Below are 20,116 nucleotides of genomic sequence, written 5' to 3' on the forward strand. Positions count from 1 at the left end.
CTAAACATTGCACAATAGGATACATCAATGAATCTGGATCTGAGATTAGACACAAGCGGCGATTTTTACGCGCGCAAGTTTCAGCCTACCCAGCGCGATGACACACTGATTTTAAACATGGGCCCGCAGCACCCATCTACACACGGGGTGTTGAGGGTTCTGCTTGAAATCGATGGTGAGTACATAGTCAGGGCAGAGCCGGTGCTGGGTTATATTCACCGCATGCACGAAAAAATGGCAGAGGTCAGAACTTATGCTCAGTTTCTGCCCAATACGGGCCGGGCCGACTATCTTCACGCCCTTGCATGGAATTGGGCATACGTTGGAGCAGTAGAAAAGCTTATGGGCATTGAGGTACCTGAACGGGCTGAATACATCAGGGTTATCACATGCGAGCTGAACCGTATCAACTCTCACCTTCTCTGGTGGGGTGCTTACCTTCTTGATCTTGGTGCTTTTACTCCCATAATGTACGCCTTTGCCGATCGCGAAAGGGTCATGGACATACTGCAGAGAGTAACCGGTGCCAGACTGACATACTGTTATTATCGTTTTGGAGGAGTCAGCGCTGATATAGATGATAAATTTGTAGCTGACGTTCGCGAGTTCTGTCACAGCATGGAAGAGCGTCTGAAGCTTTTTAAGGATCTGGTTACAGGTAATATCATTCTGCTTAAACGCGTTGAAGGCATTGGAGAAATAGATGTAGACACACTTCGTAAATACGGAGCAACAGGTCCTGTGCTCAGAGGTTCAGGGGTAGAGTATGATGTGCGCCGTGCCGAGCCATACTCTGTTTACCACAAATTTGACTACAAAGTTCCGACCTACCATGATCAGGATGCTCTCAGCCGTTATCTTGTGCGCATGGATGAAATCGAGCAAAGCATAAAGATTATTCTGCAGGCTCTTGATTCTCTTCCATCCGGTCCTCACATCAATCCCTTAGCACCACGAAGGCCTTGCCCACCCAAGGGAGATGTCTATTTCGCAGTAGAAAGCGGAAGAGGCAAGGTGGGCATGCATCTAATTAGCCACGGTGGTGAATCCCCATATCGTCTGAAACTTCGCGCTCCGAGTTTTTCCAACCTGAGTCTTTTTGCGGATGTATCTGCCGGGACTCTGCTATCGGACGCGGTTTCCATACTTGGCAGCTTAGACTTAGTTATCCCGGAGATTGACAGATGATTGAAACCATACCAACTCAATTGATTGCTATTGGGGTAGGGCTGGCCGCAGTTATGGCCTTTATCGGTCTTAACGGCCTTGTGCTTGTTTACCTTGAAAGAAAAGTGGCTGGCTTTATCCAGAGGAGGCCAGGCCCATACGAAGTCGGACCTTACGGCTTACTACAGCCTCTGGCTGATGGTCTCAAGCTTGTGGGCAAGCAGATGTTCACCCCCAAAGGAGCAGATGCATTTCTATACTGGCTTGCGCCCATAATATCCATAGCTCCTGTTCTGGTCTGTTTTCTGGCGGTTCCTTTTGGTCCGCATGTTACAATATTTAAGGATATGAATGTGGGCCTTATTCTGATCCTGGCCTTTACAGGAATCAACGTTCTGGCCCTGTGCCTTGCGGGATGGGCTTCTCAAAACAAATACGCACTGCTTGGCGCAGCAAGGGATATATCCCAGTCTGTCGCTTACGAAATTCCGCTTCTGCTTTCAGTTCTTCCAATTATATTCATGACAGGAACATTCAATCTGTATGAGATATCAATGGGTCAGGGTTCATGGCCCTGGCAGTGGCACGTTGCAACTCAGCCTCTGGCTTTTGTGATATTCTTTATTTGTGCCCTGGCTGAAACCAACAGAGCACCGTTTGATCTGCCTGAAGCAGAAAGTGAGCTTACTGCAGGATTTCATACTGAATACTCAGGCATGGGCTTCGGAGTGTTCTTCCTGGCTGAATATGCCTATATGATCATAGCCTGCAGCGTTGCAACAGTGCTGTTTCTCGGCGGATGGAACGGACCTCTGGTTTCAGGCTGGTGGTGGTTCCTGACCAAGGTATATCTGCTTCTTCTGGTAATGATGTGGTTCAGATGGACATACCCAAGGGTACGCTTTGACCAGCTATTGAACCTGTGCTGGAAATGGCTCATACCTCTGACAGTTATCAACCTTCTAATTACAGCTCTGGTGGTTGCGATATGATTAAAGAATTGCGAGAAGCCGTTACGGGTGTCTGGAGCATGCTCGTAGGGCTGAAAATTACTGGTAAAAATTTCTTTCAGCCCCAGGTCACAGTCCATTATCCAAGGCAGACAGTTGAGTCGCTGGAAGGATACAGAGGACATATAGATCTGGTAGCAAAGGAAGAAGACCCTTATGAGTCCAAATGCATAGCCTGTGGAACCTGCTACCAGCTTTGCCCTTCAAGTTGTATTGATCTGAGAGCCAGGCAGCAGGGGGCCAAGGCGCAGGAAATACTTCCGCCTCATCCTGATATGGTGAATATGCCTATAGAGCTTAAGAAAAAGGTTGCGCATCCTGAGGAGATGGTCAGGGAGCCGGAATATTTTTACCTTGACTACAACTATTGCAGTTTGTGTGGATTATGTGTGCAAAACTGCCCGTCAGGTGCGCTGAAGTTTTCCAGCGATGTCTACCTGGCTGGCTACAGCAGACAGGAATTTGAGTACGATCTTCTGGCCAGGTTACGTTACCAGGCCCAAAAAAAGGAGAAATAAATGGAAAACTTAGCCTACATTGTCCTGTTCGGCCATATTGGGTTCATATTAGTCGGCGGGTTTATGACCGTTCTGGCTGAGAGCCTGGTTCGTGCGCTTCTCGGGCTGATCATGACCCTGTTTGGAGTAGCCGGTCTCTATTTCCTGATGGCTGCGCCCTTTATTGGACTGATGCAGATACTTATATACGTCGGAGCTGTAAGTGTTCTGATATTTTTTGCCATCATGCTCACCCAGGCCTGGTCAGGTGGTGATGAGGCAAAGCCCAGAAGTGCAAAAACATTTATATACGCCATTATGGGTGCTTTGGCACCGGCAGTTTTTCTCGGCATGGCAGTTATCAGAACAGCCCCACCTTCTATTTTCACTCCGGAAGAAACGGAGATCAAAGCCCTTGGTCAATTCCTGCTCGAACCTTACATCCTGCCTTTCGAGCTTATTTCTCTGCTTCTTACCATTGCCATGGCCGGAGCAGTAATACTTGGATTTGAAAGGAGGAAACAAAGATGAGCCCCATGACTATGTATCAATTAATTGCCTTGTTTCTTTTATGTATAGGCTTGTTTGGGGTCATGTACAGAAGGACCCTGGTAGGAATGATCCTTGGCATAGAACTAATGCTTAATGGAGCGGGCCTCAGCATTATGGCTTCAGCACAGCTTACGCCTACTCCTAATGAAATTGGTCAGATAGGTACATTACTGGTAATGGGAATAGCAGCTGCAGAAGCTACTCTTCTTCTGGCGATACTTCTGGTCGTCTCAAAAAGATTCAAGAGCGTTGAGGCTGCAAAACTAACCACTATGCGAGGATAGTAACAACCTGGGAATGGTAATGGAGATATTGAACCTCCTTTAGCCCTATAAGGATTAAATGAAATGATGCCTTCTATTCTTCTTCAGACAATCATTGTTCCAGCTTTGGTCGCCCTGGTCATCCTGCTGTTCAGATACCAGCTGGGAAGAAAAGCAGGGTGGGTGGCTGTTACAGGTCTGGTCTACACCACATTTCTGCTTATTACAGCCCTGATGGAAATCTACAGAGGTGATCCCATCCAGGAGACCTATCAGATTCTCACAAATCCTGATATCAGCATTAACCTGTTAGCTGACGGATTGAGCATAGCCATAGCACTGATATGTAATCTGCTGTGTCTGGCCTTATGCACATATTCCATAAAATACATTGATCACAGGATAGAGATTCTGTACTCTCACTTGAGTGAAAAAGAGCAGGTAAATTACTTTACTTCTTTTTTCTATCTTTTGCTTCCATTTCCAGTAGGTTTTATGGGAGTCAGTTTCGCCAGTGATCTAGTTCTTATGTACTTCTTTCTCGAAGTGCTCACCCTTTTCCTATTTTTTCTGATGGCTTACTTTGGTTATCAGGACAGGGTGAAAGTTGCAGTAATGTGCTTTATCTGGGGTGTCTTTTCAGCGCTATTCTTCCTTGGTGGAGTAGTTATAATTTATGCTCAGGTTGGTTCATTTCAAATGGATCAAATTCACCTTCTTTCCGGCGATCCTCTCGCATTCTGGGTAATTCTTCTTGTGCTCATAGGCTTCTTTGCCAAATTAGCCATTGTACCTCTGCACGTATGGATGCCCTGGGTACATGCTGAACATCCTACATGTATAGCAGGATTACTGGCAGTTTACGCTAATATTGCCGCTTACATTATAGTCCGTATGCTTGTGTTGCCCCTGTGGGATGACTTCCAGGTTTTTGGTCCGCCAATTATGATTTTTTCAGTCATAACCATGATTTACGGATCACTGCTTACCCTGGCACAGACAGACATGAAAAGGATTCCAGCCTGCTCGACCATCAGCCAGAGTGCTTACTCCATGCTGGGCATAGGTGCATTGACTGCAGCCAGCATTGAGGGTGGACTGTTTTTCTTTATGAGTCATATCATGGGCAAGACTGTTTTCTTTTCTGCCTGTGGCCTTGTGGTCTATACTACTCATATAAGAAACATTAAAAAGCTTGGCGGCCTGGCCACAAAGATGCCAATAACTGCTTTGCTTTTTCTATCCGGCGGCATGATGCTGGCAGGAATACCGCCATTCAGCAGTTTTGCTGCAGAAGTTGTAATGTTTGCCGGTATATTTGAGAGAGGAGACAATTTCGGTCTAATACTTGGTATCATAGGGCTGCTGGCAATATTGCTGTCCATAACATATGCCGTACACTTCACCAGGGTAATTTTCTTCGGGCCCATACCTGAAAAACTTGCTCAGGATGATCATATAAAAGATCCTCCATGGATTATGGCTGCACCCTTAATAATCATCGTACTCGTATCAGCATTTTTAGGTCTTTATCCTTCGCTGGTCATGGACTTGTTTGAGCCGGTCATCAGCGGAGCACTGGGCAACATGTAATCCGGCCGCAGTAGCGTAGCAGGACCTGAAAACAAAAATTATTTAACTCAAGGTGGATTAAAGATGGATATACAACTCGCGTGGTTATGCCTGATCTGGCCTCTGATAGGCGTGATTATCACTCCATTTCTAGCCCGCATCAATACAGATGTGATGAGCTATGGTGCGGTATTCTTTTCATTCCTTACGGCAGTAACAGCAGTGATGATGCTTCCGCTCCTTTTTTCTGCAGAAGTTCTTCCTCTGGAGTCTAAATATATATGGCTCAGCACTCCCGTTCACATTACTTTTGGAGTACTGCTGGACCCACTTAGTATAATAGTTGCCAATGTAGTGGCAGTGATCAGTTTTTTCATTATGATCTATTGTTTAGGTTATATGAAAGGTGATCCAGATATCATGCGCTTCTGGATGCTGATGAATGCATTTATCGGAAGTATGCTGCTGCTCGTTCTTGCTAACAATCTGATTATCATATTTATAGGCTGGAAGCTTGTAGGACTCTGCAGTTACGGGCTCATTGGTTATTATTATCGCGATGATGAAAAATACTGGATCGGCGGGCCTGCTCCTTTTTCTTTTGACAAACCCTCAGCCTGCGGTGTCAAGGCTTTTATAGTGACCAGTGTCGGGGACATGCTGATGCTGGGTGGTATTTTGATAATATATTTTTATGCCAAAACATTTAACATTCTTGAACTTTACCACACAGCACCGGAATGGGTTCCTCTCATGGCAGCCAATCCATGGATGATCATTCTGGTCAGCATTCTTCTTATTGCCGGCCCGGTAGGTAAGTCAGCCCAGTTCCCCCTGCATGAATGGCTCCCTGAAGCTATGTCAGGGCCGGGTCCAGTATCAGCTCTTATCCACGCAGCGACTATGGTTAAGAGTGGAGTTTTTCTTATTGCTCGGTTTATTCCGATTTTTTATTACGCATACTGGTCTGCAGGCGTGGAAGAAGCAATGTACTTTTTCTTAATTGTTGCCTGGATAGGTGCTATTACAGCTTTTCTTGCAGCCAGTCAGGGGCTTGTAGCTCTTGAGCTTAAGAAGGTCCTGGCTTACTCCACCGTAAGTCAGATTGGCTTCATGATGCTGGCTATGGGAGTGTCAGGTTTCAGTCAGGAACTTCTGGTTAAAGGCTATATGGCAGGCACATTTCATCTTATGAGTCATGCCATGTTCAAGGCTTGCCTCTTTCTTTGTGCTGGAACAGTTATTCATGCTGCTCATTCTATTTATATAAATGATATGGGAAGCTTAAAAAAATATATGCCTTATACCTGGTTGTTCATGGGATTAGGCACACTATCTCTTATTGGTGTACCTCCTCTGCCTGGATTTTGGAGCAAGGAAGCTGTTCTGTTCGCAACACTTGAGTCACAGCATTATTCCCTGTTCGCAATAGTAGTAGTAACAGTTGTGTTTACTGCTTTCTACTCTACCCGCTATTTTGGCATGATTTTTCATGGCCAGACCAGTGATCATGTCAAAAAAGAACTTTCCAAACCTCATCATCATGTCCATGAAGGATACTTTCCTCAAACATTTGCCTGTGGTGCTCTCGCTGTGGGTATTGTTACCTTCGGACTGTTAGGCATGAAAGCTGAATATGCCTTGTACGACCTCTTTACGATTCAACTTGTCAATGATTTGGGACTTGCAGTTCAATCCTTTGATCCTTTGTATCCCAAAATTGTGATTGTCGCATTTTCCATTGGGGGAGTACTTCTCGGTGTTATTCCAGCCTACATGTTCTATGTATCCAGAAAATGGGACGTAAATAAGATATATGAAAACTCTAAAGCTGTTCAATTAGTCCACATCTTTCTCTGGAACAGGTGGTATATTAACAACTTTTACAACTGGTTTTTCGTTCGTGGAGTCATGAATTCAGCCAGAGCTGTTGCTGACAAGATAGAAGTAGCAGCTGACTCAGCCATTAACAAACGTATACCCCAGGCAGTTTTCGGACTGGCCAAAATATCCAACTGGTTTGATCAAAAAGCCATTGATGGGGTTGTTGATGGTACGGCCTACAAAGTACAGGAAACAGGTGGAATCCTGTCAAGGATTCAAGCTGGAAAGATACAGGAATATCTGGCCCTGGCAGTAATTATGGCCCTTGTGATCGGCGGAGTGATCTGGCTCATGATTATTTAAAAACAATCATGAACCTTAACCATCATTGTATATATGCACATAACTTTTATAAACCGTTTGCCGGAGTAGCTGACTATGCTTAACACAGACTTTCCAGTGCTCAGCGCCCTGATCTTCTTCCCACTAATCGCGGCGGTGGTGCTCTTTTTTATCCGCGGAGATAAAAACATCAGGGTCTTTACACTTGTTGTGGGCTTAATTGAATGTGTACTTATGCTGCCCTTGCTGGGCTTTAACCTTACCACTGCTGAATTTCAGTTTGTGGAAAAGCATGTCTGGATAGAGGCCTGGAACATAAATTATTACCTGGGCATTGATGGTATCAGTATTCTAATGATTCTGCTTACCGTTATACTCTTGCCTTTGTGCGTTTTATGTTCCTGGAGTTATATCGGTAAGAGGGTCAAGGAGTTTCATTTCTGCCTGTTGCTGATGACTACGGCCTGTGTTGGAATATTCAGTGCCCTGGATTTTGTATTATTTTACATATTCTGGGAAGCAATGCTTGTACCAATGTATCTGATGATAGCTGTCTGGGGCGGACCCAACAAACGCTATGCTTCACTAAAGTTTTTTATTTATACCTTAGCAGGCAGTACACTTTTCCTGGCTGCCATTGTAGCTTTTTTTATACATACAGGCACCTTTTCCATACCGGAACTTATGCAGCATGAGTATGGATTCAGGTTTCAGATGTGGGCATTTCTAGCCATGGCTCTCGCGTTCGCCATTAAGGTGCCCATGTTTCCATTTCATACGTGGCTTCCTGCTGCACACGTTGAGGCACCTACAGCAGGCAGTGTTCTTCTTGCGTCCATATTGCTAAAAATGGGCACTTATGGCTTCTTGCGCTTCTGCATGCCTATAACACCTGCTGCAAGCGATTTCTTTGCACCGCTGATGATTACACTGGCTATCATTTCAGTAATCTATGGATCCTTTGTAGCCATAGGACAACAGGATATGAAAAAGCTGATAGCATATTCTTCAGTAGCGCATATGGGATTCGTCACTCTCGGCATATTTGTATTTGCCTTTCGAGGAGTCGAAGGTGCCATCATGCACATGGTAAATCATGGCATAATAACTGGAGCCATGTTTATGCTTGTGGGGCTTCTTTATGAACGAAGTCACAGCAGAGAGATAGCTGATAATATGGGGTTGAGCAAACACTTGCCTATTTATACCGGATTTCTGCTCCTGTTTTCACTGGCAGCTTTTGGGTTCCCGGGAACCAATGGTTTTTTCAGCAAGCTATTAGTACTTATTGGAGTTTTCGAGGCCAGCTACTTTCTTGGTGTTCTATTTATTATCGGCCTGCTACTTGGCCTGGCATACCTGATGCGACTGCTTTTATCAGTCGGGTGGGGGTCACCCAGCAATGCTTCTAACTGGAAAGACATAAACACGCGTGAATGGGTTTATCTATTGCCCTTACTCTTGCTGGTATTTTATCTTGGTCTTGCTCCCGGAAGGGCATTAAATATTATGGGACCATCCATTGAAAATCTATTAGATAATTTTGAACGTGAACGTCACATTTCAGAACACGCCAATATCTGTAATGAAATTCCTTCAATATCATCTAAATTATCTTATACGGAAACGGAGATATTATACTCTCCAGAACTGCGTACAATGGAAGTTGCTAATAATACTGAGTCAAATACCAAGGAACTGAATTAAACAACAGCCTGCAAGTCCGGCTGGAAGGATAAAAGGAGAAAAGCCTTGCTTAACTTCAATCCACTACTGATAATCCCTGAACTGTACATGGTTGCACTGCTTGCTGTTCTTTTTGTGCAAAGCATCAGTGAAAAGTTAAAGAACATAACCCATTGGGTGCCTTTTGGTGCCCTGCTTGGAGCAATACTGGCAGCTTTTTCTCCCACTGCCCCAGAGCTGATGTTCTATGAATCCTATCAAATTGATAATTTATCACAGTTTTTCAAAGCACTTGTATTTCTGGGCTTAGCTATCTGCAGTGCTAATGCCATTCGAAATCAGTCTCTCGGCAAAGCAAACAGAGCTGATTATTTTTTCTTTATGTTCATGAGCAGTTTCGGGTTGCTGCTTTTATCAAGCACTATCGAGCTCTTTACCATCTACATCTCGCTTGAGCTTGCCTCTTACAGTCTGTACATACTTCTTCCGCTCAGGAACAATGATCCTCGTGCTGTTGAAGGAACAATCAAATATGCTCTCTTTGGTGCTGTGGCAACTGCCATTGGTCTTTTTGGAATTTCATACATAATAGCAGGGCAGCACACTACATACATCCACGAACTTGCCACCATGAGCTGGTCTTTTGCTGATAATCCCATGGCTCTTATTGGTCTGGGCATGTTTTTCATGGCTTTCATCTATAAGCTTGCACTGTTTCCATTCCATTTCTGGGCACCGGATGTATATCAAGGCGCAAGCAATGAGACAGCTGCATTTGCAGCTACATTACCCAAAATCGGGGCAATTGTTATACTTGTAAGATTGATGGCACTGGCACCAGGAGTAGAGGTAAAGACTATACTCGCTATTTTTGCAGCATTATCCATGACCATTGGTAATCTCTTTGCTCTGGTACAGCGCGATGTCAAAAGGCTGCTTGCCTACTCAAGTGTTGCTCATGCAGGATTTATTGTAATGGGTTTGGTAGCAGGCGGCAGTTATGGCCTTGCAGCTGCTTCATACTACGCACTGGTGTACGTTGTAATGAATCTTACGATTTTCTGGGTAATAACCAGGCTGTCAGATAATGGTAGAAATATATATATTAATGATCTCCGTGGTCTTTACAGCACAGCTCCGGTCCTGGCCTTTGTGCTTGCTGTAGCTGCTTTTGCATTAGTGGGCCTGCCGCCTACAGCCGGATTTACTGGAAAGCTCTTTCTGCTTAACTCAGCCTGGGGGGAAGGTTATCACTGGCTTGTAATTGTAGCCGTAATTAATACTGCTCTGGCAATCTTTTACTACCTTAACCTTGTCAGACATGCATATACTCTTGACCAGGTAGTTCCAACAAAGATCAATGTATCCCTTACCGGAACATCAGTGGCAGTTGTTCTGGCAGCAGGGGTGATCTATCTTGGTGTGTTACCACAAAGCATATTTGATATGCTCATGCGCGCCAGTAATGTGTTGTTTTTTTAATATTAAACCTGCAATGACTGTGATTGAATCGATTATGATTTGAATCAAGAATATATATAAGTTTTTTATACCATTTTTTATCAGCTTGTGAGCTCAGCTTAATTATAAGGATCTAAATCTTAAATAGAGGTACCATCAGGAGGTGTAACCATGAGTAACTATTTCATTAAAATTGATCAAAAAAGATGCATTAGCTGTAAAGCCTGTGAAGTGCATTGCAAGGCAAAAAATAAGGTCCCGGCTGGTGCAAAGTTTGGCCAACTTGTATCTGTAGGCCCGGTAGCCAAAAAAGACCAGCCCAGATATTTGACCCTGTTTATGCCCTGTTTTCACTGTGAAAGCCCATGGTGCGTATCAGCCTGCCCTACAGGTGCCATGACCAAGCGCGAGAACGATGGTATAGTATTTGTCAATCAGGAGCTTTGCGTAGGCTGTAAGGCCTGTATCATGGCCTGCCCATGGAAAATTCCCCAGTGGGATGAAGTCAATGGCAGGGCAATCAAGTGTGACTATTGCAGAGACAGAGTCGATGAAGGCCTAAAGCCTGCCTGTGTAACCGGTTGCACTACTCATGCATTATCTTTTATCAAGCCAAATGAAGCGTCATCACAGACAAGACTCGATTACGCCACTCAAATTCTTTTGTCCGAACAGGAAAGGAATTAACCTTTAACACTTTAGGAGGGGAGTCATGCCGAAAAAACTTTTACTGATTTCTTTAACCGCGTTTGCATTGCTGATGGTTGCGCTTGCTGGTCCGGGCTGGGCTGACAGACTTGCCGAAGGTATTCAACAGGGAATTGCAGCAGGAGAGATTAATTCTGCTGATGAACCCGGATATCTTGGCATACCAGGAGGTCCTCAGATTAATCTATTCATAGCCTTTCTCTGGGCTATCTGGGTAGGCTGGATTTTTTCCACTGTAGGTGCCTTTGGTGGAATCATGGCCGGTATCGGTCATATTACCATTTACGGTCTTGGAAACTATGCACAAGGCTTTCGTGAGACAGCTCCAACCCTGAACAGGTCTGTGACTGATTCAATACGCGTATCCAACCAGTTCATGGTCGGGTTCAGTGCTCTGGTTTCAACTATAAATTATGCCAAGCTTGGCCGTCTCGTATGGCCGGTTGGTTTGTTTCTGGCTGGTGGCTCCATCCTCGGCAGCTGGCTGATACCAACTATCACTGCAGGTAGAATTTCATTCAGAGAGTATGTTGGCTACTTCGGCATATTTGTTCTCTGCCTTGGTTTCTACATGCTTTATGAAACCACTCCTGCCGGACAGAAAAGAAAGAAAAAAGCCAAGGAAGCAGCACAGGCCTTTGAAGCAACCATGAAGAAAAAACGTGCAGGCGAAGCTGTTGATACATCAGAACTCGGCGTAAAAGTAATGCAGATGAATCTTAAAAAAGTTGCATTTACGTTTTACGGAGTTGAATTCTCCTTTAACCCGATATTCCCAATAGTAGGTGGGTTTATAATCGCAGCTATAGCTTCATTTCTCGGTGTTGGCGGCGGATTCATGCTTGTTCCATTTCTGACCAGTGTTGCAGGACTGCCCATGTACCTCGCAGCTGGAACTTCTGCCATGGCAGTGTTAATTGGTATGATTACCAGTATTCTCAGCTATCTCGGTGCTGGAGTATTGGTTCACTGGCCTTTGATCGGAACTCAGCTTGTAGGTGTTTTTGTTGGATCCATGATTGGTCCCAGAACTTCACAGTACATTCCAGACAAGGTCCTGACCAGAATCTTCATAGTTCTTGCCTTCTATGTTGGTTTCAATTTCATGGCCAGAGGCTTTCTGGGTAAAGACCTTGTACAGCTTATCACCGGAGGCTAATGAATATTAGCTCGTTAATTTGATAACTACAAAACAATCCAGGGGTGGCTGATCACATGCCACCCCTCTTACTCAGAACGAGACTACGTCTCGTTTTTTTTTGAACCATATATTAAGTTTGCACTTTAAAACATATCTCATTGGTCGGTTATTATTTCAGGCATGACTCCCCTGTTTACATAGTAGCCGACCTTTTTTACGCCCAAAAAAATGCAAATTAAGTTACAATTTAGCTCATTCTGACTTGAGTAACAAGCACACCGGGATCCACTTGAGCACATACTATAATTTAATAAGTGTTTTTTTGAGGTAGGCAGGTTTCGGAAGAGTAATTCCCTGTGCTGCACGCAAAGGGCTTAACTGTTAGGAAATAACTATTATTTCAGAGTAAAGAGCTAATTTGATACAGCCTTATCCCATTATTAACATTATATTTTAAGGAGGTTTTGTTATGCGTTTTTCTTCTATTCTAATTCTCATCTTTTTTCTTGCTATCACCGTAGGCGGGGTTTTTATAACACAAGCTTCAGCTGATTCTCTGCAGCAGGCGATTTATGAAGCACCCAAGGGTACAGGAATGGGTGAAATCAATCCTGATGCTGAACCTGGATATCTTGGCATTCCTGGTGGTCCGCAGATAAACTTGATCATTGCTTTTTTGTGGGCCATCTGGGTTGGCTGGATCTTCTCCACAGTTGGCGCATTTGGCGGCATAATGGCGGGAATAGGTCATATTACAATATATGGCCTTGGAAACTATGCTGACAGTTTTAGAAATACTTCGCCAACCTTGAACAGAACTATTACAGATTCCATAAGAGTATCAAATCAGTTTATGGGCGGCCTTTCTGCACTGGTCTCTACTCTCAACTATTGGAAGATGGGCCGACTGGTATGGCCAGTTGGTCTGGCTCTTGCCGTTGGATCTATACTTGGAAGTTATCTTATACCGACATTAACTGCAGGAAGAGTCTCATTCAGTGCTTATATTGGTTATTTTGGCATGTTTGTTCTTCTTCTTGGCTGCTGGATGCTGTATGAGACAACTCCGGCAGGCCAGAAAAGAAAAAAGAAGGCCAAAGAAGCAGCACAGGCTTTTGAGGCCACCATGAAAAAGAAAAGATCTGGAGAGTCAGTAGATACCTCAGATCTCGGTGTTAAGGTAATCAGCTATAGCGCCAGGCAGGTAAGCTTTACTTTTTACGGTGTGGAGTTTTCATTTAACCCCTTACTGCCAATCATCGGTGGTTTTATTATTGCTTCTATTGCAGCATTTCTCGGTGTTGGCGGCGGCTTTATTCTGGTGCCATTCTTAACCAGTGTAGCCGGCCTTCCCATGTATCTCGCAGCAGGGACATCAGCCATGGCAGTTCTTATTGGTATGATCACCAGCATTGGCAGTTATATGCTTCAGGGAGTGATTGTTCACTGGCCACTGATAGGAACCCAGCTCATAGGTATATTTATTGGCTCAATGATCGGCCCCAGGACTTCTCAGTACATTCCTGACAAGGTGTTGACCAGGATATTTATTGTATTGGCCTTTTATGTTGGACTGAACTATATGGCGAGGGGCTTCATCGGTAAAGATATCATCGGACTTATTTTTGGTTAGGTGCAATGTCTATGAGTAATTGAAGTAAGTTCACTTATCTATAGCTGCAGGGCTTCATCTCCAAAAGCCGAGGGCTGCCCTGCTGACCTTTGAGGGTCTGAAGTCATTCATCAGGGGCAACTACAATTAATTGTAAAGTTGCCCCTTTTAATTTGGAATCATTTAGGTTAAGAAAGAATTTCAACGACAGCGTTGGTAGTTTTTGACAATTGATGTTCTGCCAAGTCGCTCCAGACTGGTATGTAAGGTAATAGTTTAGCCATTTGCATGTGGCACGGGGACTGGCTCTTCTGGGCCCCACTTGTCTCAAAAGTGAGACGTTTAAATCATCGGTTGATCCTCAAGTGGGGCCCAGAGTGCCTGTCCCCTGCTTTCCTTAAAAAAGGCTAAACTATTACTATGTAAGTTTGTTTCGCGACCAACAAAGATACAGCATATGCTGCTATTTTATCATTTTGTCTGTCTTTATTTCTGCAGTCAACTCCACCTTGCCTTATTTAACGCAAAGGGGTTATGCTCCTGCATAAATAAGGCGCGTTCCTATGGCATGCCATTTGGTTACCTGACCCAATTGTTTTCATTATGATGAGGATTTTGATCATGTTCGAAGAAATCTGGCTTCAATTTTATGAATGGCTTGACACCCTGCTTATTGCCCCGTTCAGGGCCTTTGAAATACCCATTGTTGGCTTTTATTTCGGCACATTTATTCTCTGCCTATGGTGCATTCTGCTCGGAGAGCTTACTTTCCGGGTAGCAGCTGTGGTCAACAGGTCATACATGAATAAATTGCGAGCCCAGGCAGTAAAAATGCATAATCTTTCCATCAAGGCCATTGTTGTCAAAGATAAGGAAAATTTCAGAGCTTGCAACAAAGAAGCTAATGAAGCATTTGGAAAGTACTTTTTCAATATGATCACTCAAGGGGCAGCCTTTTTATGGCCAGTCCCCTTTGCCCTTGGCTGGATGTCCACCAGGTTTTCAGGATTGGAGTTTGAAATGGCCGTAACACTCCCGCTGATAGGTGACACAGTAGGTTTTGCAGCAGTACTTATTCCCATGTATATTTTATGTAGAATTTTTTGGGGAAGACTCAAGCCACATCTGTATTTCTTCAAAAATGATCCAAGAGTAGGCATTGACGAGGGTGAAGAGGAAATGATCAAGTGGGAAGACATTAACAAACACAGGGGGCTGCCGGAACGGTTCTGGCAGAATCAGGATGGCCCTGAATCAGTAAGAAGGTAGTATAATGCGTATAGGTAACTATGATTTTGATGATTTTATTGAAGTTGTAAGAAATTTTCACGGCAGTCCGGCTCCAGGCATCATTATCGGTGGGATGATGGTCGATATGGGCCGGGATAATCTTCCACCTGAAACAATTTTTGATGCCATCGCAGAGACTCCCAAGTGTCTACCTGATGCAGTACAATTGCTTACTTTATGCACCATAGGCAACGGCTGGCTCAAAATTGTAAATTTGGGTCGCTATGCCCTGACTCTGTATGATAAATATACCGGACAGGGAATCAGGGTTTATATTGATGTTGAAAAATTAAAGCAGTGGCCGGAAATTCATGCCTGGCTTCTGAAACTTAAGCCAAAAAAAGAACAGAGTTTTGAATTGCTTATGTCCCAGATCAGGGAAGCAGGCCATGGAATGTTCACAGCAGTGCCGGTTCAGGTGGATATGAACCAGATGGGCAGAAAAAAAATGTCAGGTATTGTAATCTGCCCAATCTGCAAAGAGCCTTTTCCTGGCAATGATGGAGCAGCCTGCCGGGGGTGTCATGGAGACAGCCCCTATGTTGAGCAAGTAGAATGCCATCCTGAGCCGGATTTGGAGCATGTTCCTTTGGAAAAAGCAGTGGGTAGCAAGGCAGTTCATGACATGACCGGAATAAATCCAGAGGCTGGTTTTAAAGGTCCGGTAATCAAGCGGGGCCAGGAAATTAATATTGGTGACATGTGCAGGCTCCAGCAGGTAGGTAGAAACAATATCTATACAGATCAAAAGCCTGATGAAAAAGACTGGGTTCATGAAGACGATGCGGCCAGAAGCTTTGCCGAAGCCATGGCCGGAGACGGGGTAACCTTTGATCTTCCCCCGAGGGAGGGCAAGGTCAACCTCAAGGCATCAAGAGATGGTCTGCTTAAAATCAACAGGGAGAATCTTCTGGCCTTTAACCTGGTTCCACAGGTTATGTGCGCCAGCAGACAGGGCCATCTCATGGTCAATAAGGATACGGTAATTGCAGGTACCAGGGCCATACCACTGTACATAGCAAGATCAAACTATGAAAAAGCCATGCAGGTGCTTGCAGGTGGCCCTTTATTTGACGTGATTTCTCTTCCCAGCAGAAACGTTGGATTGCTCATTACCGGAACTGAGATTTACGAAGGAATTATCAAGGACCGCTTCGAACCGATTATCACCGATAAAGTTGGAAAGCTTGGTTCAAAGGTAGTCAGAACAATTATTTGCCCGGATAACCGGGAGCAAATAAAAAAATCTATCCTTGACCTGCTCGGTTCAGGGGCTGAGATTGTGGTAACAACAGCAGGGCTGTCGGTTGATCCTGATGACGTTACCAGGAAAGGCTTAGAAGATGCAGGGGCTGTTGATGTTTTGTACGGGGCCCCCATTCTTCCGGGTGCCATGACAATGCTTACCAGAATTGGATCAACTCCTGTGATAGGGGTGCCGGCATGCGCATTATATTTCAAGACCACCAGCTTTGACCTGCTCCTGCCAAGACTGCTGGCTGGAATAAGAATCACCCGCCTTGATCTTGCTCATATGGCTGATGGAGGGCTGTGTCTGGCTTGTAAATCCTGTACTTATCCCAAATGTCCGTTTGGAAAGTAAGAAAGAGTAAAGTTTTAAAACCACTATGCTAAAATCAATAAGGCTAATCACTATATTCCTGACATGGCTGCTGCTTGCCTTCCTCCTTTCTGCCTGCGGTGAAAGTGAAGAGGCCATTAAGGTTTCCTTAGACAAGCGAGAGGAAATAACCTTCAGGCACCAGATGCCTGCACTTACCTATGCTTATCTGCCCCAGTATTCTCATACAGAATCATTTCAGCGCCATCACAGGCTTGTGGAATATCTTTCTGAAAAGACAGGTCTGCCCATTAGGCAGGTTTTTCCAGATACTTTTGATGATCATATTAATATGTTTGGACAGGGAAAGATTGATATTTCCTTCTCCAATCCGTTTATCTATGTCAAGCTGGCCAATCGTTTCGGTGCCAAGGCCATGACCAGGATCATTGAAGAAGACGGGCGCGCTGAGTTTCGGGGGCAGATTATCGCTAGAGCTGATAATCATGAAATTAAAACAATAGAAGATTGTCGGGACAAAAGCTGGGTGGCAGTGGATCCATCATCCGCAGGGGGCTATCTCTTTCCATTGGGACATTTTGTTGACCATGGCCTGAACCTGGATGATTTTAGAGAGGTGGTTTTTGCAGGAGGCAGGCAGGAAAACGTCATCCTCGGGGTGTACGCCGGTCTTCATGAAGTTGGGTCAATTCGGGAAGGTTCCCTTGGTGTTGTAGAAGACAAGATTGACATTGATCAGATTCAAATCATTGATAATACCAGGTGGTACCCGGGCTGGGTTTACTCCTATAGCCCCAGGCTGCCCGAAGAAGTGGTTGAACAGATCAGAGGTGCCATGCTGGCCTTGGACTATGAGCATGAACCAGAGCACAGAGCTATTCTGGATGCAGCAAGATTCATAGGATTTGTTCCTTCAGATGACTCCGATTTTGATCCTGTGCGTGAACTCAGCACAAAGGTAGGCCTTGATCTTGATTAGTATGCCCATGTTTTTGCATAACCTGAAATTCAGGACCAAAATCACTCTTGGTGTAGCAGTGATGCTGGTATTTTGCGGTCTTGGCATTGGTTTGATTTTATCATCCATGTCGTCCAAAGCTTTGCTGGAGGAAGGCCGAAAAAGAGGGCAGGCTCTGACCTCAGGGCTGGCTTTTCGCATGGCTGAGCCTATCCTGGCCATGGATTTTCTGCAGATGAAAAATCTCATTGATAATGTTCATAACCAGTATGATGATGTTATTTATGTATTTTTAATCGATATAAACGATAATGTATTGTCCCATACTTTTTCGGGGGGGTTTCCCACAGATCTTTTGGATATTGGACGAGAGGCAGCACCTACAGCACCACTTCTTTTGTCCACTGAAGAGGGTCTGATTTACGATTTTTCAGCAAGAGTTGCTCTGGGAGAAAGAGAGCTGGGAACTGTCAGACTGGGGTTGTCCCGGCATGAAATGGACATGCAGATTCACCGTCAGAGAATGACCAGCTTTTTCAGCACCCTGGGCGTAGTTGGGGCAGGCATCATGCTGGCTCTCTGGTTTGCCCACACAGTGACCTATCGTCTCAACAGGCTGAGAGAATCAGCTGAAGAGGTGGTCAAGGGCAATCTTAATGTGCAGGCTGGGTTTTCATTAGATAAAAACTGCTGGGAAATTATGGACTGTCAGCGAACTGAGTGTCCGGCTTATGGTGATAAACAGAGGCGCTGCTGGTACCTTGCAGGCACATTGTGTCCCAATTGCCATGGTCAGGACTATCCGCACAAGATGGAAGCATGCCAGCATTGTCAGGTTTACAAAAGAAATTTTGGTGACGAACTGCAGGATCTGGCTGAAGCCTTTGATGTTATGGCCATTACGGTCAAGACACATATTGAGGAGCTTACAGAACGGGAAAAAACCATTGCCCGTCAGCAGGGGCTGCTCAAGACCATAATGAATGTCACTCCTGACTTCATCACCCTGCAGGATAAGGCCCTGAGATATAAATTTGCCAGCAGAGCTTTCTGTGATTATTTCAATGTCAAGGAAGAAGAGATCATTGGCAAGACTGACTTTGAGATTGTTTCTGAAGACCAGGCAGATCTGAACTATCATGAAGATATGCAGATAGTTATAACCGGCCAGCCTCTGTCCAAAGAAATCACCTTCAATCGTCCTGAAGGCCAGAAGTGGCTGCATGTAATTAAAGTGCCAGTTTATGATCAGGATGATTCCATCATTGGTATTCTGCTCACAGCCCGCGATATATCCATGCTCAAGAAGTTCCAGGAGCAGCTGATTCAATCCCAGAAAATGGAGGATCTTGGGCGTCTTGCTGGTGGAGTGGCCCATGAAATTAATACTCCGCTGGGCATAATTCTTGGCTATACCCAGTTGCTGCTGGAGGACATTGAAGATGAGGATCTGCTTGATGACCTGAAAATTATTGAAAAGCAGACCAAGGTCTGTCGCAAGATTGTTGCTGACCTTCTCGGCTTTTCCAGGTATTCCCAGTCAGCCAGTGAAAGCGTGGATGTTAATGAATCTCTGCAGGAAGTGATAAAGCTCGTAGAGCATGTGTTTTCTCTTAATCACATTAAAATACTTAACGACATGGATGACAATATCCCAGCCATGACCGGGGATAAGGAGAGGCTCAAACAGGTCTGGCTGAACATGCTTAATAATGCAGCTGATGCCATAGGGCAGGACGGTGTCATATATGTGCAGTCCAAGCTCTGCGCTCACAGACAGCGAGTGGTGGTGGGCATTGCTGATACAGGCAAGGGTATAAAAGAGGAAAATCTGAGCAAGATATTTGATCCGTTTTTTACCACCAAGCAGGTGGGCAAAGGAACTGGACTGGGTCTGTCAGTATCATTTGGCATAGTCAAGGATCATGGAGGCAAGGTGTCAGCTCTGAGCCCACCTCCAAGAGAGTATCTGCCGGATGATTTTCCCAGATCAGAAAAATTCGGGCCAGGTACTGTTTTTATTATTGAACTGCCTTTGGACCATCAGGAAGAAGAAACCGAAATGGAGGAGAATAATGGCGAACATTGCCGTACTTGATGATGTTTATGATGCCGGGATACTGGTAAAGCGCATACTGAAAAGAAAGGATCATGTTGTATACCCGTTTACTGAGGAAGAAGACTATCTTTCCTTTATCAAGGATGAACAGATAGATCTGGCCATTCTTGATATTAAGCTCAAGAAACTCAGCGGCGTTGAAGTACTGGAAGAGTCCAAGAAGATATCTCCTTCAACCAAGGTCATCATGCTTACCGGATTTCCCACCATAGAAACCGCTCAGCGCTGCCTGCAGCTTGGTGCAGATGAGTACCTGGTCAAGCCTATAGACAAGCACGAACTTGAAGAAAAAGTTGAGAAAGTACTCAGCACAAAAGCATCGGACTGATCAA

Annotated in this window: 17 protein-coding genes; all 17 read left to right on the top strand. The window is 44.7% G+C overall.

What is annotated here, in order from left to right; translation table 11 throughout:
• The first annotated feature begins 27 nt into the window (after positions 1–27).
• The 17 genes from LZ23_RS16455 to LZ23_RS16535 all read left to right on the top strand — a co-directional run bounded on the left by LZ23_RS16455 (position 28) and on the right by LZ23_RS16535 (position 20,112).
• The gene (locus LZ23_RS16455) at positions 28–1,188 is read left to right on the top strand and encodes an NADH-quinone oxidoreductase subunit D (RefSeq protein WP_045215961.1); all 1,161 of its coding nucleotides are present in this window, start codon (positions 28–30) and stop codon (positions 1,186–1,188) included.
• Positions 1,185–2,159 carry an NADH-quinone oxidoreductase subunit NuoH gene (gene nuoH, locus LZ23_RS16460; protein ID WP_045215963.1) on the top strand — a complete coding sequence of 325 codons (975 nt, stop codon included), beginning with the start codon at positions 1,185–1,187 and terminating at the stop codon, positions 2,157–2,159. The genes LZ23_RS16455 and nuoH overlap by 4 nt, the downstream gene beginning before the upstream one ends.
• Positions 2,156–2,695, top strand: coding sequence for a 4Fe-4S binding protein (locus LZ23_RS16465; RefSeq protein WP_045215964.1), 540 nt, complete (start codon positions 2,156–2,158; stop codon positions 2,693–2,695). The genes nuoH and LZ23_RS16465 overlap by 4 nt, the downstream gene beginning before the upstream one ends.
• Complete coding sequence (locus LZ23_RS16470) at positions 2,696–3,205, top strand: NADH-quinone oxidoreductase subunit J family protein (RefSeq protein WP_045215966.1); 510 nt, start codon at positions 2,696–2,698, stop codon at positions 3,203–3,205.
• Entirely contained in the window at positions 3,202–3,510 is a 309-nt protein-coding gene (nuoK, locus tag LZ23_RS16475) for an NADH-quinone oxidoreductase subunit NuoK (protein WP_045215967.1), read from the top strand. The genes LZ23_RS16470 and nuoK overlap by 4 nt, the downstream gene beginning before the upstream one ends.
• Before the next feature lie 63 nt (positions 3,511–3,573).
• Entirely contained in the window at positions 3,574–5,082 is a 1,509-nt protein-coding gene (locus LZ23_RS16480) for a complex I subunit 5 family protein (protein WP_045215969.1), read from the top strand.
• A gap of 63 nt (positions 5,083–5,145) precedes the next feature.
• Positions 5,146–7,248, top strand: a complete 2,103-nt coding sequence (locus LZ23_RS16485) for an NADH-quinone oxidoreductase subunit 5 family protein (protein WP_052507458.1) — start codon at positions 5,146–5,148, stop codon at positions 7,246–7,248.
• 75 nt (positions 7,249–7,323) lie between these two features.
• Positions 7,324–8,934: a complex I subunit 4 family protein gene (locus tag LZ23_RS16490; RefSeq protein ID WP_084591114.1), complete on the top strand. Its 1,611-nt coding sequence runs from the start codon at positions 7,324–7,326 to the stop codon at positions 8,932–8,934.
• 87 nt (positions 8,935–9,021) lie between these two features.
• Positions 9,022–10,395: an NADH-quinone oxidoreductase subunit N gene (locus tag LZ23_RS16495; RefSeq protein WP_045216100.1), complete on the top strand. Its 1,374-nt coding sequence runs from the start codon at positions 9,022–9,024 to the stop codon at positions 10,393–10,395.
• A 150-nt stretch (positions 10,396–10,545) separates the two neighbouring features.
• Complete coding sequence (locus LZ23_RS16500) at positions 10,546–11,061, top strand: 4Fe-4S dicluster domain-containing protein (RefSeq protein ID WP_045215971.1); 516 nt, start codon at positions 10,546–10,548, stop codon at positions 11,059–11,061.
• A gap of 25 nt (positions 11,062–11,086) precedes the next feature.
• Complete coding sequence (locus LZ23_RS16505) at positions 11,087–12,241, top strand: sulfite exporter TauE/SafE family protein (protein WP_045215973.1); 1,155 nt, start codon at positions 11,087–11,089, stop codon at positions 12,239–12,241.
• 451 nt (positions 12,242–12,692) lie between these two features.
• On the top strand, positions 12,693–13,856 hold the full coding sequence (locus tag LZ23_RS16510) for a sulfite exporter TauE/SafE family protein (protein ID WP_045215974.1): 1,164 nt from the start codon (positions 12,693–12,695) through the stop codon (positions 13,854–13,856).
• Positions 13,857–14,456: 600 nt separating this feature from the next.
• Positions 14,457–15,104 (top strand): hypothetical protein, encoded by a 648-nt coding sequence (locus LZ23_RS16515; RefSeq protein ID WP_045215976.1) that lies wholly within the window; start codon positions 14,457–14,459, stop codon positions 15,102–15,104.
• Positions 15,105–15,108: 4 nt separating this feature from the next.
• A complete protein-coding gene (locus LZ23_RS16520; protein WP_045215978.1) occupies positions 15,109–16,728 on the top strand; it encodes an FmdE family protein in 1,620 nt (539 codons plus the stop codon).
• A 25-nt stretch (positions 16,729–16,753) separates the two neighbouring features.
• Complete coding sequence (locus LZ23_RS16525) at positions 16,754–17,686, top strand: phosphate/phosphite/phosphonate ABC transporter substrate-binding protein (RefSeq protein WP_045215980.1); 933 nt, start codon at positions 16,754–16,756, stop codon at positions 17,684–17,686.
• A complete protein-coding gene (locus tag LZ23_RS16530; protein ID WP_232300529.1) occupies positions 17,673–19,763 on the top strand; it encodes an ATP-binding protein in 2,091 nt (696 codons plus the stop codon). The genes LZ23_RS16525 and LZ23_RS16530 overlap by 14 nt, the downstream gene beginning before the upstream one ends.
• Positions 19,741–20,112 (top strand): response regulator, encoded by a 372-nt coding sequence (locus LZ23_RS16535; RefSeq protein ID WP_045215983.1) that lies wholly within the window; start codon positions 19,741–19,743, stop codon positions 20,110–20,112. The genes LZ23_RS16530 and LZ23_RS16535 overlap by 23 nt, the downstream gene beginning before the upstream one ends.
• Positions 20,113–20,116 lie beyond the last annotated feature (4 nt).

The sequence above is a fragment of the Desulfonatronovibrio magnus genome (assembly GCF_000934755.1).
GTDB classification, from domain to species: domain Bacteria; phylum Desulfobacterota; class Desulfovibrionia; order Desulfovibrionales; family Desulfonatronovibrionaceae; genus Desulfonatronovibrio; species Desulfonatronovibrio magnus.